Below are 21624 nucleotides of genomic sequence, written 5' to 3'. Positions count from 1 at the left end.
CGCTTCCGCAGCCGCTCTTCATCCCGCGCTCCGGTCGCGACGCGGGTTATCTTCCGGATACAGCCCCATTTCGACCTGTGCCCAATCAGGCACACATCGCATCAACTCTGCCATCAACTCACCCAGCAGCGACGACGACACTTCCACCATCGCCGACGCCGAATCAAAACCTCGCCCACTCACCTGCACCTTCAGGTAATACGCGTAATCGTTTCTCAGATCGAACGCCAGCGTGCGCACGCCCTCCGCGCTCGCCGCTGTTCCGCCATTGGCAATGAAAAAATACCCCGCATACAAACTCGTTCTCGAATCTGGCGACATGAACTCCGTCACGCGGATCCGAGGCTGCGACGTCGGACTCACCCCTCGAGGCAATCGAAAACGAGTCCCCGGCGCATCCGAAAACGGCGGAGGAAGCGTCCGCACCGTGAACAACGGCCCGCCCTCAAAACCCGCCGGCAACGAGTCGTCTTCAATCCACGAACTTGTATCCATCACCAGTCGATGAATCTCAGCGCCCTTGCCCTGAATCCACCCGCCCGCAACCATGCAACGCTCGGGCACATGCGGCACCGTGTCAATCCCGCCCGTGTAGTACGCAACATGCAACTCGATCATCTGCGGGCTCTTGCCCTCCGGCAGATCCTTCTGCACATACACCCGCGACACATAGTTCTTCGTCCCGAGTGTCTTGACCGTGTCCTCGTCGAGCATCTCGTCCGTCCCGACCTGCCTCCAACTCGGTGTCTCACGCGGAATCGACCCTACCTGCCGGTTGCCATACGGATAAATCTCCTTCTTCTGAAGGTGAATCCCGTACGCCTGAATCGCGGCGCTCATCCCGATCGCCGCGAGCGACAGCATCGCGAACGACACCATAAACGCCGGATTGAGTAATGCGCGCCAACTCAAGCCTTGGCCTCCTGCTTCTCGTGCACCAACTTGTCCAGCACCCACACCAGCCCGAGGAACAACAGCAGCGAAGGGATCAGGAGCAGCGTCCCGATCACCATGTGCGCATCACCCGATGCAAGATCCGGATCAATCAGCGACACCAGCCCCAGCACCACGACCCGCAGCAGATTCATCCCCACCGCCACAGGCCCCGCAAGCAGCATCAGCGCAATACGCTGCCACCACCGCTTCGTACTCAGCACCGCCACCGCACCTGCAAGCGCATAGAACGCGATCACCATCCGCATCCCGCTGCACGCATCGGCCACGTTCAGCGGTATGTACTCACCCGTCGCCTTATAAATGTGCAGCGTATTGCCGCTCAGATCCACTGTGTAATCAAACACAGGCCCCAGGACCGTCAGAATGATCCACGATCCGAACGACGCCACCTCTTTCAACTTCCCCGTGATGTCGTCCATGATTCGCTCGGAGATCGTCACCATGAACACCAGGAACGCAATCGGGATGAACGCCACCTGCATCACCCGAGGCCCCAGCATCAGGAGCGCCACCCCGAACAGCGCAAGAATCATCGAGAACCCTTGCACCATGTGATTCTGAATCGTCACAATCCCCGCAAAGTACGTCGCAATGCCCAGTGACAACGGCACAATGCCCGGCCAGAACACCTCCGCGCTCAGACGCTTGAGCTCCTCCCGGTTCCGCCACAGCAGATACACACTGATCGCCGGGATCACAAACGCATGCCCCCAGTCCTCGATCTGATTGACGCTCTTGCGGCCTTGAGTGAAGAACCACCTGTAAAACAGCCCAAGAAACGCAACCCCCAGCAGGCCGGCCATAACCACACCGGCCGAAACGATCGACTCCGACCGCACACCCGCCGCGCTTGATGCCGGGAGGGTCCCCACCCCGACCGCCTTGTCTTGTGCGCTGCTCATATCGACAGTTGCGTCCCAAAACGCGCGACAATGCTCGCGCTGAGCGAAGAAAAACCCACCCTGCACGCGGCCGCACCTCCCGTGCACCGCTGCTACGAACTCCCACCAATCAGTGTTCGCGCTCCCGCGACACCCCGACCGCCGCCTCCAGCGTCAGAATCCTGCCCGGTTTGTCGGAGGAGCACCGAACACGTCATTACCAAAGTTCCTGTCCAACAGGAACCCGAATCCATAAGAAGTGCGGAATCCGTTCCTCAGCACCGCAAGCGGGAACGCCCAGAAGTTCGTTCCCACATTGATCCGGTCATCGGCCTTCAGGTACACATCCGGCTGAGTGCCCTGCGAAATCGCCCGCAGGTTCAGCATGATCGTCGATTGCTGGTTCTCACCCACCACGCGCGTCAGGTCCACTCGCTCCGGAATCGCAAGACCGCCCAGACCACCCGCAGCCGTAATCGCACGCGTCAGCGTCAGACGCCCCACACCAGGAAGATTGAACACGCCCGGACGATTCACCTGCCCATCGATGTACACCACCCCGGACTCTGGCAACGGCACCCGAATTATGTCTCCGGGCCTGACCACAATGTTGTACCTCGCATCACCCGAAAGCAAAGGCTTGAGCGGCACACGAATCACCCGCTGAGTCATCAGCGTCCCCGCGACCTCCAGGTATTGATCGCTCGTCACCCCACCAGCACCACGCGACGTGGCAACGCGCGCCACACCCGTCGTCATCACCCATTCACCATTGAGAAAAACCCATCGCGAGCCACTCACGCCCACAGGTGAACCACTGTCGATCTCCACCAGCGGTGCGCGTCGATCTGTCGCCGGATCGAGCAGATCCACAACCGGAGCCCGCCCGCCTCCGTCCTGTGCAGGCTGAGTCAGCCCCGGCAACGTCTCTGCCGAGCGCGTCGGCAGCGTGCCCCGACCGCCCGAAAGGTCGTCGATCATGTCCAGCAGATCTTCGCCCCTCGGAGGCGGGGTCGTAGACGGAGTCGTGCGCGTCGGCGAATCTGGCCGCGTCGCCTTCGTCAAAGGCACCTGCCTGATGACGTGCACATACCGCACCGTCTCGCCGATCCCCCCCGCAGCGATCAGCGCTTCGAGCAATCGATAGTCCGACGCAGGGATCATGTACGGCCCGGGAGTGCGCACATTTCCATACAGATGAAACGCCTGCATCCGCCGCTGCTGAACCGAAACGGACACCAACGGATCATCCACAAACTCGCGCGTTCGATCCTCAAGCACCCGCCGAAACTCGTCTTCCGTCAAGCCGATCACATAAAACCGACCCAATTGCGGATACTCGATGTACCCGGTCTGATCAATAACCCTCAGTTCTGTCATCGGCGCGCCCTGCGTCACAAGGTCGTACACCGTGATCGCCAGCGAGTCGCCAGGCGCCAGCTTGTAGTCATCAGGCTCCGGCATCAGATCGCCCGGTGCAATCGGGCTGAAACTCACCGGCTGATCCGCCTCGTCCTCGATCATCGCGATCCGCTCAAGGATCGGCACCGAAGACGGTGTGTTTTCCCAATACCCAACGACGCTTGGGTTCAAGTACGAGTCCCAGTGCGTACATCCACCAAGGGCCGCAACCGCCCCGGCCGCAAGTACCACCTTCATGATCCGCTGACCCAATGCACAACCCTTGAATCGGGGGTAGTTTGAAACGCGGGTTTGCATCGAAACTCCTTCACCCTGTCGAAGCCGGATCTCGGAACACTGACGCACAGGTTCCACTACTGGAAACGATGGGATCGGCAAACTCCTCCCCCAAACGTGAGAACGCGCGTACGTTAGCACGCCCTTCCAAACTGTCAATAACGAATCACCATCATTGGGGGTTCGTTTCCCCAAGACTGTATCTCTCTTCTCCATCGACTTCACAGCAACTTTCCTTGATCTCTTCGCAATCGAGCACTCTACCCCACCCGCATGCCGGGGCGCAAAAGACGCGCATGGCACCCACTCCTGTCCGGCCCCGAGCCGCACCGACCTACAGTTTCCCGATGTCCGGCCCAGACCCGAGGATCATTCCGACCGACGCCGCGCTCACCCGCACGCTCGCACGTCACCCCAAACCTTTGGGCGGGCACCCGATCCGGGGGGCCAAAGCGGTTTACAGCCTGAGCGACATGATTCTCAACAACGTCGAGGCCCAGCAACTCGCGATCAAGAAGAAACCACCATGGCTCAAGGCCAAGGTGCCGGGCGGAGAGGCGTTCAAAGCCACCAAAGCCAACATCGACGCCCATCGGCTCCACACCGTCTGCCAGGAGGCGTCCTGCCCCAACATGGGCGAATGCTGGGCGCGGGGCGTCGCCACTATCATGATCCTCGGCGACACCTGTACGCGAGCGTGTGGCTTTTGCAACGTCAAAACCGGCAAGCCCGCTACAACAGACTACGACGAACCCCGCCGCGTCGCCGACGCCTTGCGAGGCTCGAATCTCAAGCACATCGTCATCACCAGCGTTGACCGCGACGATCTGGCCGATGGAGGCGCGTCGATCTGGGCCGAAACGATCCTGCGTGTCCGCGACGCGTGCCCGGATCTTTCGATCGAAGTGCTCATCGGCGATTTCAAGGGCGATGAAGCCGCGCTCCAGATGGTCATCGATGCCACCCCGAATATCATCGCCCACAACCTCGAAACAGTGCGACGATGCCATCCATCTGTACGACCAAGCGCGCGGTATGAGCGCACGCTCGAACTCCTGCGTCGCGTCAAGGCGGCGGGTCGAATCGCAAAGACCGGCCTCATGGTCGGCATCGGTGAAAAACGCGAAGAAGTGTTCGACTGCCTCAGAGACATTCAGGACAAGACGCGGGCGACGACTGCCGGACGCGAGGCTGCCTGCGACATCATCACGATCGGGCAGTATCTGCAACCGACGCTTAACCACCTGCCGATTGACCGCTGGGTGCATCCCGACGAGTTCGCGGAGTATGAACGCGTCGGCATCGAAGCGGGGTTCAAGGTCGTCTTCAGCGGCCCGCTGGTGCGGTCGAGTTACCTGGCTGACAAGCAGGCTGAGGGTTTGGACCTCGGATTTTGAACACAAGTGCGCGACGGCTTGACGCACCGCACCGATGATTGGTCAGCGGGTCAACATGGCATGCTGAAGTTTGCGATGGTGCCGGCTCCCGGGAAGCGACCGGAAACCCTGACCTTCGGGCGTTGGTGGGCATGGAAGTCTGGCAGCAACAGTGCGCCCGAAGATCCGGCGTCTGAAAGTCTGCGTCAGTCGTTCTGTGTCTGCGGTTCCGGGTTCGCAGTTCTACGTCCGGAGTTCAGCGCTGGGGGCGTTCGATGCGTTCGATGTCGCGGCCCTGGTCGATGAGGATGATGTCGGCTTCAGTGAGAAACAGGCCGTGATCGATGACGCCGGGGATGTCGTTGAGCTGGCCGCAGAGGGTTTCGAGGTCTTCGTCGCCGGTGAGTTGGACGTCGAGGACGAGGTTGCCGTTGTCGGTGATGAAGAACTCGCCGTTGATGCCGCGGCGGCAGACGCCGTTGAGTCCGAGGCCTCGGATGGCTTTGCGGATGCTGGTGAGGCCGAACGCCATGACAGCGATCGGAAGCGTCGCGTGTTTACCGATCTGCTGGGAGACTTTTCCGGCTTCGACCATGTAGATGCACTGTCGGCTGGCCCATGCGATCATGCGTTCGCGGGTCATGGCGCCGCGACTTCCCTTCATGACGCGCATGTGCCGATCGACTTCGTCGGCACCGTCGATGAGGAAGTCGAGTTCCTCGACCATGGCGAACTCGACGAGTTCGAGCCCCTGCTCACGCGCAAAGACTTCGGTGGCGTCACTTGCCGCGACGCACCTGATATCGAGGTCTTCGGCCTGTGCTCGCTCGGCCAAAGCGCGGATGCCGCGTGCAGCGGTGCGTCCTGCGCCGAGCCCGACGAGCATTCCACTGGCAATAGGCGCAATCGCGGCCTGCGCGAGCGCGTCGGCAACGTGCTGTTCACTCAAAGCGGATCCCCTGCGCCAAAGCAAACGTCTCTCCAAAGTTGATGGTGCACGTCTGGCGTCGCATGTACGCCTTCCATGCATCCGACCCAGATTCTCGACCGCCTCCGGTATCCTTCTCGCCTCCGAAGGCCCCACCGATTTCTGCGCCGCTCGTTCCGAGGTTGACATAGGCAAGGCCACAGTCACTCCCCGAACCGGCGGGCGACAGGAATCGCTCTGCCGACCGCACCGAGCCGGTGAAGATCGCTGAACTCAGCCCCTGATCGACGCTGTTATGCATCTCGAGTGCCTCGTCGAGCGTCGTGTACGCAAAGACGTACAGGATCGGTGCGAACGTTTCTTCCATCGCGATCGGGAGCGTCTGCCCCTTCACACGAATGATGGTAGGCTGAACATAGTGCCCGCCGCGCAGATCCGAGGCGAGTGAATCCGGAGTCACACGCGAGCCGCCCGCGAGCACTTCGCCGCCCTGCGAACGTGCGATGGCGACGGCTTTCTCGAACGCACTCACGGCCTCGGCGTTGATGAGCGGGCCGACGAGCGTGTTCTCGATCAAGGGGTCGCCGATGCGGATCGTCGCGTAGGCCTTGACCAGTCGCTCGGTCAGCGGGCCGACGATCGACTCGTGAGCGATGAGGCGGCGCGTGCTGGTGCAGCGCTGCCCGCATGTGCCTACAGCTCCGAAGACGATGCTGCGGACCGCAAGATCAAGGTCGGCATCAGGTTCGACGATGATCGCGTTGTTGCCGCCCAGCTCGAGCAGTGTGCGCCCGAGGCGACCCGCCACAACCTGCCCGACATGACGCCCCATGCGACACGAACCGGTCGCGGAAATCAGCGGGTAGCGACGATCGGCAATCAACCGCTCGCCAACCACATCGTCACGCCCGATGAGCAGGCGAAAAATACCGTGATGACCCATCGATTCGCTCACGCGCTCAGCAATCGCGTTGGTCGCGATGGCGGTGAGCGGCGCAAGCAGGCTCGGCTTCCAGACAGTCACGTCGCCACACACAGCGGCGAGCATGGCGTTCCATCCCCAGACGGCGTTTGGGAAGTTGAATGCGGTGATGACGCCGATGGGTCCCAGCGGGAGCCATTGCTCGTACATGCGGTGCTCGGGGCGCTCGCTGGGCATGGTGATGCCGGTGAGTTGCCGCGAGAGACCCACCGCGAAATCCGCGATGTCGATAGTCTCCTGGACTTCTCCGATGCCCTCAGCACGGATCTTGCCGACTTCGAGGGCGACCAGTTCGCCCAGCGGTTCGAGATATTCTCGCAGTGCTTCGCCGATAGCGCGGACGACCTGGCCTCGCTTTGGTGCGGGGACATCGCGCCACTGACGAAACGATTCGACCGCCTCGGCCGTGGTCCGTTCATACGACGCTGCGTCGTCCAGCCGCACGCCGGCGATGGGTTTGCCGTTTGCGGGCGAATAAGACACAATGGCGTCGGCAGCGTCGGGCGTGATGGTGCCTACCTCGTGAATCAGCCGAGGATGCGAGGCGATACCAAGACGCTTGAGAAGTGAGTGAGGCATGGATCAACTCTACGCGCCGAAGGGTGCCTGTCGCTACTCGGTCTCTGGCAATGGAAGGGCTTCGAGAAACGCCGCGACCCGTTCGGCTGTCGGGCTGGCTGCCTCGCGAACATACAGCCCGCTGGTAGCACACGCAATCGCCAGGCACTCGGGCAGATCCAGGTTCAAGACCTGCCCAAGCGCGAAACCGCCATTGAAGTGGTCACCCGCGCCGGTCGAAAGGACCGGGTTGCGCGTGAACGGGCCATCAAACCACAGGGCACTCCCGCAGCGCGACGCAGCAGCTGCTCCGTCACGGCGATGCACAACCACGCATTCGATGCTGAGCGCGGCGCGAATCGCGATCGCGCGACCAATGGCATCGTCATCGGCAAACGAACCCGCAGCCAGCTCGTTTCGTTCGAGACCCAGCACTTGCGCAACACGCTGCGCCTCAGCCAGATTCAGCCCAAGTGTGACACGCCCGAAACCCGCCATACTGGCCAGCACACCAAGCCCGCGACCCAGGTCTTCATCCGACCGCTTGGCAGGATCCGAGAGATCAATGAAGATGCGTTGATCGCTGCCGGGCTTGAGCACTTCGTTGCACAACCCGCTCCAGATGCCTTCGACGCCACCCACCATGGTCCAGTTGACGATGCCGATCAGCGATGCCTCAGCGGCCAACGTGCGCAGGCGATCAAGGCCGACGGTCTCCTTGATTCGTTCCCAGTCAATGAAGGTCGCGTTGCGCGCGTGCCCAAGCATCAGTTTGCCATCGTCAAACTCGAGGGCTTCGGTCACGCTCGGAGGCGCGACTGGCACAACCTCGCGGCACCGTGCGGCAAAGGGCTCGTAGATTGGATGAAGCATGCACGGTTCGTCATCGCGTCCCACTGCCCCGACATACGCAACCGATAGGCCGAGTCGCCCAAGCGCCCCGGCAAGCAGAGGCCCATTGCCGCCGAAGCGTTGTTCGAGCGTGACAAGTTCGAGATTTGCGCTTTTGCCGGCGGCGGCTGCGATGCGGCGGGCAAAGGCGTCGATGGTGCGGATTGATTCGTAGTCGTCGTAGGCCATCGACCGGCGACGATCGACAACGCGAATGATGACATCGATGAACCCATCGAAGCCGACCATCGCGTGCCTGGTTCCTAAAGTGCCCAAGGCATCGCGCACCGCAGCGGCGGCTGATCGGGCAATCTGTTCGCGCGAGCGCATTGCTTTGTCCATCGAGGGTGAGAATAGTCCGGTGTGACCATGCACGAAATTGTGATCGCCACTCAGAACCCGGGCAAGGTCGCGGAATTGCGTGCGCTGCTGGCCGATCTGCCGGTGCGGGTGCTGGGGCTTGGGGATGTGGGCGGCACCCTGCCCGAGCCGGAAGAGACGGGGCGGACGTTCGAGGACAACGCGGCGATCAAGGCGCTGACCTATGCGTCGTGGACAGGGATGGCGTGTCTGGCGGATGATTCGGGGCTGGAGGTTGATGCGCTGGGCGGCGCTCCTGGCGTGGACAGCGCGTGGTATGCGTATGCGAGTGAGGCCGAGGCCAAGTCACTGTCGCGTGAAGTGCGTGATGCGGCGAACAACGAGAGGCTGCTGCGGGAGCTTGAGGGTGTGCCGCTGGACAGGCGCGGGGCGAGGTTTGTCTGTTGCATGGTGGTTGCGGGGTTTGCGGTTGGAAACACACCACAAGTTGACCAGGGGGGGCGGCTTCCAGCCGTCCAGCGCGTGGACGTGGCAGGTTCCTCGCATGGCACCGCGTCGGGGCCGAAGCGGACGGGCGATCTGCCGCACTGGGAACTGCCGAACCAGACGTATCACGTGACATTCCGACTTCGCGCGGGAACTTTGACGCCTGCTGAGCGGCAGGTGGTGCTCGATGCATGTTTGCATTGGCAGGGTGTGCGGGCGCTTGTTCATGCGTTGGTTGTCATGCCGGATCATGTGCACATGATTGTGCGCCTGATCGGCCCCTACACCCTGCCAGCGTTGATGCACAGCATCAAGTCGTATTCGTCACAAGAGATTCAGAAGATGCGTGGCCAGTCTGGGTCGCTGTGGCAGAGAGAATATTACGATCGCATCATCCGTGGCCAAGAGCAGCAGGAGAGGACGTACAGGTATATTGAAGAGAATCCAGTCAAGGAGGGGCTGGTGGAGAAGCCTGGGGAGTATCTGTTTCTTTGGAGGCAAGTGTGTGGGCGGCTGGAAGCCGCCCCTCCTGATGGTGCCCCCATTGTTCTGGCTGTGAGTCGGGGGACTTTTGATGGTCGGATTGGTGAACAGCCTCGGGTGCCGGCGGGGGTGAACGGGTTCGGGTATGACCCGTTGTTTCTGGTGGGGCCGGAGTGTGGTGTGACGAGTGCGGAATTGCCTCCGGCGCGCAAGAACCAACTGAGCCATCGGGCTGCAGCGGCGCGCGAGATCGCCCGGCAGATCCGCACGCTCGTTGCACGCTGATCGCCGGCGCACCTCGCGCACGGAAAAGCCCGGGGATCAGCACCCCCGGGCTTTGCTTCCAGTCACGAGCGATCTGATCGCTGTGAACACCTTACTGCTTGTCATCGTCCTTGACTTCGAACTCGGCATCGATCACATCGTCGTTGGCACTCTCGCCGGCCGAACCTGCTGCTCCGCCAGCACCGGCTGCCGCCTGCTCGTACACGACCTTTCCGAGTTCCATCGAAGCACTCTCGAGTTCTTTGAGTGCCGCCTCGATCGAGACCTTCTCATCTCCCTTGAGCTTGTCCTCGAGGTTGCTGATTGCCGATTCGATGCGGCTGCGCACGTCACCCGACACTTTCGCGCCGTGCTCTTCCAGAGCCTTGCGGGTCTGCCCGATCATCGCATCGCCGCGATTCTTCAGATCGACCACCTCGCGACGACGGCGATCTTCCTCAGCATGCGCCTCCGCATCGGCCTTCATACGCTCGATCTCGTCCGAGCTCAGCCCGCCCGAGTTTTCGATCCGAATGTCGGCCTTCTTGCTCGTTCCCTTGTCGGTCGCGGTGACCTGAAGGATGCCGTTGGCGTCAAGTGCAAACTCGACTTCGATCTGAGGCACGCCGCGTGGTGCGGGTGCGATTCCCTGGAGTTCGAACATGCCCAGCGTGCGGTTGTCCTTTGCAAACTCGCGTTCACCCTGAAGAACGTGGATCTGCACGCTTGTCTGGCTGTCTGACGCGGTCGAGAATGTTTCCTTTTTCGATGTCGGAATCGTGGTGTTCTTCTCGATGAGTTTGGTCATCACCCCGCCATAGGTTTCGACTCCGAGGCTCAGAGGCGTCACATCGAGCAGCAGGACGTCCTTGACGCTGCCTTGCAGCACGCCGCCCTGAATCGCCGCGCCGATCGCCACGACCTCGTCCGGATTGACGCTCTTGTTGGGATCCTTGCCGAACAATTCGCGACAGACCGCCTGCACACGCGGAATCCGCGTCGAACCACCGACCAGAATCACTTCGTCAATGCGGTTGGCTTCAAGCTTTGCATCACGCAGCGCCTGAAGGCATGGCTCACGCAGCCGCTTGAACAAATCCTCACACAAACTCTCGAACTTCGCCCGCGTGATAGTCTCCTGAAGGTGCTTAGGACCTTCATGCGTGGCCGTAATGAAGGGCAGATTGACCGTCGTCTCCTGCGAGTTGGACAGCTCGATCTTCGCCTTTTCAGCTGCTTCCTTCAAGCGCTGCATGGCCATTGCATCGCCCGACAAGTCAACACCCTCGCGGCGTTTGAACTCGGTGAGCAGGTGATTGATGAGTTTCTGGTCCCAGTCATCGCCGCCGAGGTGGGTGTCGCCGTTGGTGCTGAGCACCTCGAAGACTCCATCGCCGACGTCCAGAATCGAGATATCGAACGTACCGCCACCGAGGTCGAAGACAGCGATCTTCTCGTTCTTCTTGCGATCCAGGCCATACGCCAGTGCCGCAGCGGTCGGTTCGGGGAGAATGCGTTCGACCTTGAGGCCTGCGATCTCGCCCGCATCCTTGGTCGCCTGCCGCTGCGAGTCGTTGAAATACGCCGGCACCGTGATGACGGCGCGCTCGACTTTCTCGCCGAGATACTCCTCTGCGGTGCGCTTGAGCTCCTGCAGAATGAACGCGGAAACCTGCTGAGGCGTGTATTCCTTGTCGCGCACCTTCACCGTCACAAAATCTTCGCGCCCGCCGACCACCTCGTACGGCACATGCTTTTCTTCCTCTGCCACTTCACCGTGCCGACGACCCATGAACCGCTTGATCGAGTACACCGTGTTCTTGGGGTTCGTCACCTGCTGATGCTTGGCTTGCTGCCCGACCAGACGCTCGCCCTTGTCAGTGAATCCCACGACCGACGGGGTGGTGCGGTTGCCGGTGCTGTTGATCAGAACCTTCGGCGTGTCGCCTTCCATAATCGCGACGACCGAGTTCGTTGTTCCAAGGTCAATACCAATGATCTTCGACATGAGAGCCTCCTTACCCCGCGGCTAGCCTGCACACTGGGCGATGAACTGATTGCAACACCAATGCCAAACCGACGACACGGTTATTTGGTGTATGTTTGCGTTTCTTGCCCCGCCCCATTCAGGCAGCAGCACCGTAAGCCGCACAGGCGACAGGCACGGCGGCAGCAGCCTGCCACATCGGCAGACTCTCTCTACGAGCCCGGGGGCCTGACGTGAAGCCTCGACCCGACCCGGTACGCACTGACCAGGCCGAACACGACATAGATCAGGTCGCCCCACCGCTTGAACACGCGCAGCGTCGACTGCATCGCCCCCGCCGCCGCCTCGTCCGCAGGCCAGCGGTGCGAGTACGCCGCCAGGGTCACAGGATAGATCGATGGCAGAATGATCAGTCCCAGACACGCTGCCGAAACCAGCCCAAGCGTTGTCGAGCCTCGCCCAGCCGTTCTGATCGCGACCAACCCGAGCACAATGCCGAACACCCAGATAAAAAGTTCGTTGCGATCTCGGAACACGCTCGCGATGCCGACCCAGAGCAATGCGAGGGCAAAGGCAGCAACGATTGTCGCGACGATGGCCAGTGCTGTGCGGTCACGCCGAGGCTCGTGCTCCATCACGACAGGCTCGACTGCTGGCTTGTCATGCCCGAAACGCGTAGCCAACTGCTGCAAGGCAGGCTCAAGGGCCTCAACGTCCGCAGCCGCGCCGTGTCGCGGCTTGTAGTCACGCACCGCGCCAAGATAGCGACGAAACCCACGCTCGGCCTCGGATGTCCAGTCATACCCGAGTTGTGCATAGGCGCTCTTGAGTTGCCCCAGCGGGTCGGCGATCAGATCCTCGAACCGGATCTCGCAAACGCGGCTCGCACCGAGTCGGGCTGCGGACTCGACGTAGCGCATCTCTGTGCGCACAAACTCCTCCATCACGCGCTCACGCACCACCTCGGGCGATGGCATCGGCTCGAGGCTGTAAGGCTCAAGGCGCTCGGCCATTCTCACGTTCGACTTCACCACCGCCCCCGGCTCGCGACTGATATGGATCACGCGCAAATTGCGGCCGAACATCGCCTCGAGTTCGCCAAGCCTGGCGGTATGGCTTGGGGTCTTGAGCAGAAGACGCTTCCCGGGTCGCAGGGCCATGAGTTTCCAGCAGAAGGCTGCCTGCGCCCGACGCCAGTGCGCCAGTTCGCGGTTCGACAAGCGATTGAGGTCGTGAAACCGCTCATAGAAAGCATGCTCACCGGGCACAATAAACCGCCCGGGCAAACTCGACGCCAGACACCAATTGTTGAGCGCGAAGTCATCCTCGCTTGGCCACTCGGGTCCAAACGCCACATCATCCTGCGGACGGCTGTTCGATATAAACGGAATCATCAACCAGCGGATCAGAACCCAACTCAGCGCGAAACCCTGGGGTGCAGCCACATGCACCCACTTGGGCGTCGTCATCGCGGGGTCGCAACTGAGCAGATAGTGCAGATGCGTCGTGCCAGTGCGGTAATACCCGGTCACGATCAACACGCCCGGTTCATGCTCGATGCGAGGGCGCGAACGCCCGAAACGCACAAAGAGATACGGCGCCAGCAGCAGCCGCTCGGGCAGCGTGACGATCGTGCCGACGAACGAAGTCGCCAGACCCAGCACAATGCGGGCAAGATATCGAGGCCCGGGGACGCGCCGAAGTCGCACCAGAAGGCGAACCCAGACATCAAGCGGCGCCATGGCCATGAAGTGCGGAAGCGGGAGCCAGGATGCACGCGGGTTCTCGGACATACTTGGGGGTCAGGAGTGTACGACGGGCCGGCCTGACCAATCGCGGGCTGCGGTCGCGAGCAAACTTTCACTATTTATTGAAAGTACGTTGTCCCGGCCCCTATCATGCCCCCATGACCGCCACCGCGACCTTCACAGGCTTGGCCACCATCGAGCGGAAGATCGACGCGGGCGAGCGTCTTTCGATCGATGACGGCCGGGCCCTCTATGCCACGCGCGACATCTGGACCGTTTGCGAACTGGCCGACCGTGTGCGAAGGCGCCTGCACAAGGATATCGCGTACTTCAACATCAACCGCCACATGAATTACTCGAATGTGTGCGCGCTGAGCTGCAAGTTCTGCGAGTTTTATCGAAAGCAGGGGCAGGCGGGCGAATACACCCGCGACCTCGACTACATCAGGGCTGAGGGACTCAAGGCTGTTGAACTCGGCGCGACCGAGATGCACATTGTCGGGGGGCTCAATCCGTACTTGCCGTTCGAGTACTACACCGACATGCTGCGCACGCTCAGGGAGGTTGCGCCGCGGGTGCATCTGAAGGCGTTTACAGCGGTGGAGATTGTGCATCTGGCGCGGATTGCGAAGGTGTACAAGCGTGACGATCGGCGTGCGTCGATGCAGTGGGTGCTGGAGCGGTTGATCGAGGCGGGCCTGGGCTCACTGCCTGGGGGCGGGGCTGAGGTGTTTGATGAGCGGGTCCACAAGGAAGCCTTCCGCGGCAAGATCGGTGCGGATGAATGGCTCGATGTACACATGGTCGCCCATGAACTGGGGCTCAACAGCAATGCGACGATGCTGTACGGGCACGTTGACAGCCGCGAGGAGCGGTTGCGGCATATGCACATTCTGCGGCGGATGCAGGATCGTGCGCTGGCGCGGCTTGGGTATGAGGGGGAAGAGTCGCCAGCTGATGATGTGACGGATGCGCCGGCGATCACGCTGACGCGCGAGGGTGTGCGGCTTCCGACGCCTGCGCTTGGACAGGGGTATTACCAGACGATTATTCCGCTGCCGTTTTTTCCGGATGGGTCGGAGCTTGAGCACCTGCCGGGGCCGACGGGGCTTGAGAATCTGCGGACGCTGGCGGTGGCGCGGCTCATGCTTGACAATTTTCCGCATGCCAAGGCGTTCTGGATCATGCAGACGCTGGGGATGGCGCAGACGATGCTGCAATGCGGGGCTGATGACATCGATGGCACGGTTGTGTGGTACGACATCACCAAAGTCGGCGGCTCGACCACGCACCAGGAGACGACGGTGTGGGATCTTCAGCGGGCGATCCGCGAGGCGGGATTTGAGCCGGTGGAACGCGACACGCTGTATCGGCGTGTGGAGCGCGAGGGGAAGGAATGGCGGGTGCTGGCGTAAAGCAACGGCGGCGGGCAAACTTGGGGCGTTTGCTGTCGTAGGCTCAGGCCCACGCCTTGTATTTTCGGAACCCCGCTTGGGGACTTCGCATGAACGAACGTGATTTTGTGATTGCAGGTGGAACCTCGAGCCGTCGGCACGCATTTGAATGAGTGTGGGAACGATCGGGGCCATGTTGGATCAGGCATTTGCAATCGGTGAAGAGCGGTTGGCAGAGAAGCCATCGGACCTGATTGAGCGGGCGCGGCGCGATCCGGCGGCGTTCGGGGAACTGTATCGAGAGCATTACGTTGCGATTGCACAGTACATCGTGCGGCGTGTTGGTGATGTGCATCTGGCTGAGGATCTTGCGGCGGAGACGTTTATTGATGCGTGGCGGGGGATGCTGCGGTATCGGAATGAGGGGATTGCGTTTCGGCACTGGCTGCTGCGGATCGCGACGAATCGTGTGAACCGCTGGGCGCGACGGAAGCGGCGTGAGCATGTGGTGGCGTGTGTGCCCGAGGTGGTTGTTGAGGCTGGGACTGGCGCGGGGCGTGAGGTCGTCGAGGTGCTTTTGACGCTGCGGAGCGAGCATCAGGCGGTGCTGTGCCTGCACCATGTTGAGGGCTTGAGCGTGGAGAGCGTGGCGCTGGTGCTTGGGGTTTCGGTGGGGACGGTCAAGTCGCGGTTGCACCGGGCGCGGCGGGCGATGCGAAAGGCTTTGGAGATCAAGGAGGTCGACTCATGAAACACGATGTCGACGCACAACTTGCCCGGCTGCGCGCGGTGCGCTGGACCGGGCCGGACCGCAACCTGAGGGTCGAGCAGTTTCTCAAGGAGCAGTCGAACATGAACGAACAGAAGAAGCACAAGGGACTGGCGATCGGGTTGATCGTTGCACTCACGCTGGGAGGTGGTGCGCTGGCAGCGGGTGTGACGCACCGGATGATGTCGCAGCGTGCGATTGTGCAGCTCGATGATGGGCGGACGATGGAGTTTGACATTGTCGATGAGGGCGGAGGCAGACTCACCGGGGTTTTCGTTGATGAAGGTGGACGCACGTTCCATCTGGAGGCGGTGGTCGATCCTGGGACGAAGGCTGAGCAAGGGCAGGGGGCGTCGCCGGTGCTGATGCCGATGCGTCGGGCGGATTGAGGAGTGTGACAGCCCGGCGGGGTGATTCGACCCTTCTCGTCGGGATCGCGGTCCGCCCGAGGGGATGAGGTCCTCTCGGGCGGATTTTTTCGTTTCAGGGAGTATCTATGAACACGTGTTCGACCCGGACCTTCGGGCGACTGCGTGCAAGGAAGATTGATGGCATGGGAGCGCCCGAAGATCCGGCGTCCTTGCGACCATAGTTTTGGGAGTGACGGCGAGCGGGGCTTACTGCCCGTCGGCGATCTGCAGGCCGGCCAGCGCTGTGAGCGTGTCGGGTTCGAACTTGAAGACGCGGTCCAGCCCCGTCACCATCAGCACCGACCAGACTTCATCGCTCACGCCACAGATCCGCATCTGCTTGCTGGCCTCGTCGAGGATCTTGCGCAAGCGGAGCATCTGAGCGATGTTCGAACTGTTGATGTAACTGACCTGCCCGAAGTCGAGAACCACATGCGGCACCTGCCCGGCTTCACGCCCCGCAATCCGGTCGCCCAGGTTCGACAGCTCCTCCGAAAGCGCAGGCTCGTCGGTCAGGTTTGCCAGCACGATGTTGTCGGACCAGTCGGTTGCCATGGTGCATCCAGTGTATCAGGTCAATCGTCCGCGTCGGGAGTTGCCTCGCTCGATTCACTGCTGACTGCAGCGTCGACACTGTCCATCACGCGGGCAGCCGAAACGACCGAATCGCCCTCGTTGAGCGACACAACCTTGACGCCTTGCGCTCCACGACCTGTTTCGCGGATGGTGTCGGCGGCTGTACGGACAAGCTGCCCTCCGCGGGTGATGACGACAATGTCGTCGCCCTGTTCGACGCTCAGCGCCACGATGGCCGGGCCATTGCGGTCGCTGATGCGAATGTCGCTTCGGCCCTTTCCGCCACGACTTTGGCTGCGCATCTTGCCAACCTCGGGCGCGACGCGATATTCATCAACCGGTGTGCGCTTGCCATATCCATTTTGCGTGATGGTCAAAAGGCACCGATTCCGCGCCATCGACTCGGCCGCAGTCATCAGATCTCCATCCTTGTCTGGCTCCATCGGCACACGCACCGCCCCAATGACCTGATTGCCGTCCTCGAGGTCGATCCCCTTGACCCCCGCAGCCGACCGCCCCATGTCGCGCACATCGTCCTCGCTAAAACGAATGGCCATGCCTTCCGCCGTCACGAGAATCAGGTCGTCCGAACCCGTTGTCAACATGACATTGAGCAGCGCGTCGCCCTCCTTGAGCCCCACCGCAATCAGCCCCGATCGGTTGACGTTGCTGTACGCCTTGAGCGGAGTCCTCTTGACGATCCCGCCACGCGAAACGAATGTCAGATAGTGACTGCTCGCTTCAAAATTCTTGATCGCCAGATAGGTGCACGCGCGCTCGCCCTCGCGCAACTCAATGTAGTTGATGATCGGGCGGCCCTTGCTCGTGCGGCTCAGCTCGGGCAGTTCATACACCTTGAGTTTGAACACCCGACCCGTATCCGTGAAACACAACAAATCGTCATGCGTGCTCGCGACGAACAGATGTTCGACAAAGTCCCCGTCGCGGCTGTCCGAAGCGCGAATGCCCTTGCCACCACGCCCCTGGGCCTGATACGTCGAAGCGGGCAGCCGCTTGGCATAGCCCAGGTGGCTGATCGTCACAACAACATCCTCGACCTGAATCAGCGATTCAATCGAGATGTCTCCCTCCGCCTCTTCGATCGCGGTCAGACGCGGTGAGCCGTAGCGGGCCTTCATCTCGGCGCAGTCGGCCTTGATGATCTCGCGGACTCGCTGCGGATCGGCCAGGATGCGCTCGTAATCCTCGATCTCCACGGTCAGTTCGTTGTACTCACGAACCAGTCGCTCGATCTCCAGCCCTACGAGCTGGATCAGGCGCATGCTGCCGATCGTCTCGGCCTGTACGCGGCTGAGCTTCACACCGCCGAATTCCTCCGCCTTTCGCACCGCCTCGATCAACCTCGCGGGCAGCATCGCTGCTGCCGGGTGCCCGGGCGGGATGCGATAGCGTCGCGCCATCAACTTGGTGATGGCTTCTTCGCGCGTCTGGCTGGATTTGATCAGGGCGATGATCTCGTCGATGTCGATGACCGCGTAGATCATTCCTTCGAGAATGTGAGCCTTCTTCTTGGCTTCGCGCAGCAGATGCGCCGTCCGCCGACGGATCACTTCCGTGCGATGCTCGATATAGCACTCGATGAGCTGCTTGAGCCCCATCGTGCGAGGCTGGCGATTCACAAGCGCAACGTTGATGATGCTGAACGTCTGCTGCAACTGCGTGTGCTGAAAGATCTGGTTCTCGACGACGCGCGCGTCGGCCCCGCGCTTGAGTTCGAGCACGATGCGCGTCTGGGCGTTGCGCCCCGATTCATTGCGCACGTCCGAGATGTCCTTGAGGCGTTCTTCCTTGACCGCGTTGACAATCTCCTCGACAAGATTGTCCTGCACCACGCCGAACGGGATCTCGTCGATAACGATCTGTTCGCGGCCATGTGCCATTTCTTCGATATGGCATGTGCCGCGCACCGTCACACGACCGCGACCACTGTCGTACGCCTCAAGGATACCGCGCCGGCCGAGCATGGTGCCCCCCGTCGGAAAGTCGGGCCCCTTGACGCCCTGACGCACGATGACCCCGTCGCTGCCGACCTCGTCGGTCATCAGTTCGAGCAGCGAGATCTGCGGGTTATCGACAACACGCACAATCGCGTCGAAGATCTCGCTCGGGTTATGAGGCGGCAGACTCGTCGCCATGCCCACCGCGATACCCATTCCGCCGTTGATCAGCAGATTCGGAAACTTGCCGGGCAGGACCGTTGGCTCGGTGAGGCGATCGTCGTAGTTGGGCTGGAAATCGACGGTGTCGAGCTTCAGATCGGCCAGCAGATCGACCGCTGCGTGGTGCATGCGCGCTTCGGTATACCGCTGCGCAGCCGGCGGGTCGCCGTCGATCGAGCCGAAGTTTCCCTGCGGATCGATGAGCGGCACGCGCATCTTCCACCTTTGCGCCATCCCGACGAGCGTCGGATAAATAACCATGTCGCCGTGCGGGTGATAGTTGCCTGACGTATCGCCGGTGATCTTGGCGCACTTGATCTGCTTCTTGCCGGGGCGCAGGTTCAGGTCGTTCATCGCGACCAGAATGCGACGCTGGCTCGGCTTGAGCCCGTCACGAACATCGGGCAGCGCCCGGTCCATGATCGTGCTCATCGCGTACGTCAGGTATGAGTCCTGAAGCTCGCGTTCGATGTCGTGGTCGACGATGTGCCCGCCACCACCCGCGCCGCTGCTGCCGGCGCTCGTTCCGTTGCCATCGATGTCGCCCGGCGGCGGAGTGTCCGCAGCCTGGGGATCAGTCACGTCGTGTTCAGCCATATGCCCTGGCTCCGCGCCCGGAATCGGTCGAGTTTTGTCGCTCACAACACCCTTCGACCGGGTTCAAAATAATAGGCGTGCAGCATCACTTTTTCGACTCGGCTTGCCCCTTCACGGACCCTGTTTTCCCGCATCATTTCTTGCTGCCAAGGCGTCGGCCGCCCGCACCAGTCGGCAGATTCCATCGAGTGCAACAGCCGTCGCCTCGGGGGGCATGCGCTGGTCCCACAACGCCGCACGCACGCCATGCATGGCCCGGTCGGGACGGGCATACATGTGCCCTGCTTCAGGCCCCGCAGCCAACTGGGCGGCAAACCTGGCCAGCCCCAAAGTCCGCTGAAGTTCCGCAGCCGCCTCGCCTTCAATCAACGTCCCACTCGTCAACTGCGCATGCCCGAGCATCGTCGCCAGCCACGCCAACGGCCGAATACTGTGCCAGCTCGGAAGCGCCGCCTGCCCGCCAAGCACCACAAGACTCCCGACAAAATCCCAATCCGTCGGCTCAAGCGTTTCAAACGTCAACTGGTTCTTCCACGTCTGCCGACGCAGTTCGATCAGCGCGGCTGCCGAAGCAGGCGCCTCCCCAGCCTCAGTCAGTTCAAGTTCGGCCCAGGCAAGATATGGCATCTGAAGCAGCAGTTGATCGGCCGATGTATTGCGATACGCCGCACGCACGCAGGCCGACGCCGACGCACGCGAGATCGCCCCGCTCTGGTCCTTTGAGAGTCGCACATAGGCAAGCGCAACCATGCCGTACGCCGATCGCGGCACATCGGACGCAAACTGCCCGCCCGACACGTCGAACGCCAATGCAAGCCGCGCTGCGCACTTGTTTCGCAGTTGATGCAGTTCGACATCGAGATCCTGACTCTCCGCCATCACATCGCTCAGCGCAATCACACAGGCCGCCGCATCCCCAGCCGACTCCCAAGGCCCGCGCTCGCTCTCCGCTACATGCGCCAGACTGCGCAGGAGCGATCGCGCTGCATCACCCGCCGCCTTTGCCCGGTCGGCCTGCACGCGCTCCAGCGTCGCATACGACCACAACGCCGAAACCACAAGGGCCTGCGACATCGGATCGGCATACGACGAATCCGCTGTTCCGTGGACCGGGTTCAGCGTCCCCATCATGCCATATGGCTCGGTCCCCGGCCACTGCCGCCGAAGCAGATGACTCGCCATGCCATCGGCCAGACGCATCAGGCTCGCCGTATTGATCTCAGGCTGCGCGATAATCCTCCCGCCGCGATGCAAAAACACAGGCCCGAGCAAAGGGTCAACCTGGGCCATGTGCGTTGTGCGAAATCGATAGAACACATACCCCGCTTCGAGCAGTTCCTCGATCGTCGCTAAACCGCGCACCGGATCTCCCGAAATCTCTGACACCAGCGCACGCGCCGCCCGCAGCCCATCCTCGCCGCTCGGGAGCATCTGGCTCGGAAACCGCATCCTCACTTGCTCTCCGAGCCTCACACCCACCCCGTCGATCCCCGGCGAAAACGCAGCCGCAAGGTCCGACTCCGTGCGCACAGCGATCGGTACCAGTGGCCCGGCCAACTCCACACTCACCGCAATGCTCGCGACCTGCTCCTCCCACACCGCATCGCGGTCCGTCGGAAGCCTGCGCCCCGCCCGCAAAAGCGCCGTGCGAGTTGCCAGCGACAGGTTCCTCGTCCGATCATGCGTCGCGGTGGCCTGAGCAATCACCTGCCCATGCAGGCGAAGAATGATCGCAACGCCATCGCATTCAGGCGCATCGTCGGTCACTTGCCATTCTCGGACCCATCGCACCACCGTCTCGCTGCAGGCAATCGCGTCCTGAGGCGAAGGAACCCGCGGCACCTGCCCAACCGCAACCCCAGCCACGCAACTCCACGCCACAAACCACGTTGCCAGAATGCAAAGCCTGTTGCACACCGGCAACAGGCACCGGGCCACCTTGAGTCCGAAAATCGGCCGCAAACCGCATTCTTGGCCCCGAAAGCCGCGATGCACCTTTCGGAACTTCCCTTGGCACACCAGTTGAATGACTCTGAAAAACCAAGATCCGGAGTGTGCCATGAAATCTCTCTTCAGTCTGTCGTTCGTCGGTCGTCGGGTTGCAGTGCTCTCGCTGCTGACCTTTATCGCGATGTGCT

At 61.7% G+C, this 21624-nt stretch carries 16 protein-coding genes; 5 read left to right on the top strand and 11 right to left on the bottom strand.

The features are described from left to right. Positions 1-18: 18 nt before the first annotated feature. The 3 genes from KF757_01940 to KF757_01930 all read right to left on the bottom strand — a co-directional run bounded on the left by KF757_01940 (position 19) and on the right by KF757_01930 (position 3497). Positions 19-912: an exosortase-associated EpsI family protein gene (locus KF757_01940; GenBank protein MBX3321731.1), complete on the bottom strand. Its 894-nt coding sequence runs from the start codon at positions 910-912 to the stop codon at positions 19-21. Continuing rightward, positions 909-1859 carry an exosortase/archaeosortase family protein gene (locus KF757_01935; protein MBX3321730.1) on the bottom strand — a complete coding sequence of 317 codons (951 nt, stop codon included), beginning with the start codon at positions 1857-1859 and terminating at the stop codon, positions 909-911. Before KF757_01935 ends, KF757_01940 begins: the two co-directional genes overlap by 4 nt. Positions 1860-2012: 153 nt before the next feature. After that, positions 2013-3497 (bottom strand): polysaccharide biosynthesis/export family protein, encoded by a 1485-nt coding sequence (locus KF757_01930; protein MBX3321729.1) that lies wholly within the window; start codon positions 3495-3497, stop codon positions 2013-2015. 386 nt (positions 3498-3883) lie between these two features. On the opposite strand from KF757_01930, the gene lipA reads away from it, so the two are divergent. Then, positions 3884-4933 carry a lipoyl synthase gene (gene lipA, locus KF757_01925; GenBank protein ID MBX3321728.1) on the top strand — a complete coding sequence of 350 codons (1050 nt, stop codon included), beginning with the start codon at positions 3884-3886 and terminating at the stop codon, positions 4931-4933. Between the two features lie 235 nt (positions 4934-5168). Here lipA and rpiA read toward each other — a convergent pair whose 3' ends face one another. The 3 genes from rpiA to KF757_01910 are packed head-to-tail and all read right to left on the bottom strand — an operon-like array spanning position 5169 to position 8601. Next, complete coding sequence (rpiA, locus tag KF757_01920; GenBank protein MBX3321727.1) at positions 5169-5861, bottom strand: ribose 5-phosphate isomerase A; 693 nt, start codon at positions 5859-5861, stop codon at positions 5169-5171. After that, positions 5854-7401: an aldehyde dehydrogenase family protein gene (locus KF757_01915; protein ID MBX3321726.1), complete on the bottom strand. Its 1548-nt coding sequence runs from the start codon at positions 7399-7401 to the stop codon at positions 5854-5856. The genes rpiA and KF757_01915 overlap by 8 nt, the downstream gene beginning before the upstream one ends. 33 nt (positions 7402-7434) lie before the next feature. Then, a complete protein-coding gene (locus tag KF757_01910) occupies positions 7435-8601 on the bottom strand; it encodes a carbohydrate kinase family protein (GenBank protein ID MBX3321725.1) in 1167 nt (388 codons plus the stop codon). A gap of 33 nt (positions 8602-8634) precedes the next feature. Between KF757_01910 and KF757_01905 the strand changes: the two genes are divergently transcribed. Beyond that, the gene (locus KF757_01905) at positions 8635-9846 is read left to right on the top strand and encodes a transposase (GenBank protein ID MBX3321724.1); all 1212 of its coding nucleotides are present in this window, start codon (positions 8635-8637) and stop codon (positions 9844-9846) included. Between the two features lie 91 nt (positions 9847-9937). Here KF757_01905 and dnaK read toward each other — a convergent pair whose 3' ends face one another. Continuing rightward, the gene (gene dnaK / locus KF757_01900; protein MBX3321723.1) at positions 9938-11833 is read right to left on the bottom strand and encodes a molecular chaperone DnaK; all 1896 of its coding nucleotides are present in this window, start codon (positions 11831-11833) and stop codon (positions 9938-9940) included. A 191-nt stretch (positions 11834-12024) separates the two neighbouring features. Beyond that, positions 12025-13560: a sulfotransferase gene (locus KF757_01895; GenBank protein MBX3321722.1), complete on the bottom strand. Its 1536-nt coding sequence runs from the start codon at positions 13558-13560 to the stop codon at positions 12025-12027. 158 nt (positions 13561-13718) lie between these two features. On the opposite strand from KF757_01895, the gene KF757_01890 reads away from it, so the two are divergent. The 3 genes from KF757_01890 to KF757_01880 all read left to right on the top strand — a co-directional run bounded on the left by KF757_01890 (position 13719) and on the right by KF757_01880 (position 16112). Then, the gene (locus tag KF757_01890; protein MBX3321721.1) at positions 13719-14975 is read left to right on the top strand and encodes a radical SAM protein; all 1257 of its coding nucleotides are present in this window, start codon (positions 13719-13721) and stop codon (positions 14973-14975) included. Positions 14976-15147: 172 nt separating this feature from the next. Further along, positions 15148-15705, top strand: coding sequence for a sigma-70 family RNA polymerase sigma factor (locus KF757_01885; protein ID MBX3321720.1), 558 nt, complete (start codon positions 15148-15150; stop codon positions 15703-15705). Then, positions 15702-16112: a hypothetical protein gene (locus KF757_01880; protein MBX3321719.1), complete on the top strand. Its 411-nt coding sequence runs from the start codon at positions 15702-15704 to the stop codon at positions 16110-16112. The genes KF757_01885 and KF757_01880 overlap by 4 nt, the downstream gene beginning before the upstream one ends. Before the next feature lie 228 nt (positions 16113-16340). On the opposite strand, the gene KF757_01875 is transcribed toward KF757_01880, so the two are convergent. From KF757_01875 to KF757_01865, 3 genes are all read right to left on the bottom strand, one after another. After that, positions 16341-16688, bottom strand: coding sequence for an STAS domain-containing protein (locus KF757_01875; protein ID MBX3321718.1), 348 nt, complete (start codon positions 16686-16688; stop codon positions 16341-16343). 20 nt (positions 16689-16708) lie between these two features. Further along, on the bottom strand, positions 16709-19486 hold the full coding sequence (gene gyrA / locus KF757_01870; GenBank protein MBX3321717.1) for a DNA gyrase subunit A: 2778 nt from the start codon (positions 19484-19486) through the stop codon (positions 16709-16711). A gap of 111 nt (positions 19487-19597) precedes the next feature. Beyond that, positions 19598-21448, bottom strand: a complete 1851-nt coding sequence (locus KF757_01865) for a hypothetical protein (protein ID MBX3321716.1) — start codon at positions 21446-21448, stop codon at positions 19598-19600. Between the last annotated feature and the right edge of the window lie 176 nt (positions 21449-21624).

This window comes from Phycisphaeraceae bacterium (assembly GCA_019636795.1).
GTDB lineage: Bacteria > Planctomycetota > Phycisphaerae > Phycisphaerales > UBA1924 > JAHBWW01.
The sequence above is the reverse complement of the archived record's forward strand: the minus strand, read 5'-3'. Positions and strand labels throughout refer to the sequence as shown.

What these genes read in the sequence shown, in the direction of transcription:
- KF757_01935 (MBX3321730.1), bottom strand. Translation starts at nt 1,859, where the DNA reads ATGAGCAGCGCACAAGACAAGGCGGTCGGGGTGGGGACCCTCCCGGCA.
- KF757_01930 (MBX3321729.1), bottom strand. Translation starts at nt 3,497, where the DNA reads ATGAAGGTGGTACTTGCGGCCGGGGCGGTTGCGGCCCTTGGTGGATGT.
- lipA (MBX3321728.1), top strand. Translation starts at nt 3,884, where the DNA reads ATGTCCGGCCCAGACCCGAGGATCATTCCGACCGACGCCGCGCTCACC.
- KF757_01915 (MBX3321726.1), bottom strand. Translation starts at nt 7,401, where the DNA reads ATGCCTCACTCACTTCTCAAGCGTCTTGGTATCGCCTCGCATCCTCGG.
- KF757_01910 (MBX3321725.1), bottom strand. Translation starts at nt 8,601, where the DNA reads ATGCGCTCGCGCGAACAGATTGCCCGATCAGCCGCCGCTGCGGTGCGC.
- dnaK (MBX3321723.1), bottom strand. Translation starts at nt 11,833, where the DNA reads ATGTCGAAGATCATTGGTATTGACCTTGGAACAACGAACTCGGTCGTC.
- KF757_01895 (MBX3321722.1), bottom strand. Translation starts at nt 13,560, where the DNA reads ATGGCCATGGCGCCGCTTGATGTCTGGGTTCGCCTTCTGGTGCGACTT.
- KF757_01890 (MBX3321721.1), top strand. Translation starts at nt 13,719, where the DNA reads ATGACCGCCACCGCGACCTTCACAGGCTTGGCCACCATCGAGCGGAAG.
- KF757_01885 (MBX3321720.1), top strand. Translation starts at nt 15,148, where the DNA reads ATGTTGGATCAGGCATTTGCAATCGGTGAAGAGCGGTTGGCAGAGAAG.
- KF757_01880 (MBX3321719.1), top strand. Translation starts at nt 15,702, where the DNA reads ATGAAACACGATGTCGACGCACAACTTGCCCGGCTGCGCGCGGTGCGC.
- KF757_01875 (MBX3321718.1), bottom strand. Translation starts at nt 16,688, where the DNA reads ATGGCAACCGACTGGTCCGACAACATCGTGCTGGCAAACCTGACCGAC.
- gyrA (MBX3321717.1), bottom strand. Translation starts at nt 19,486, where the DNA reads ATGGCTGAACACGACGTGACTGATCCCCAGGCTGCGGACACTCCGCCG.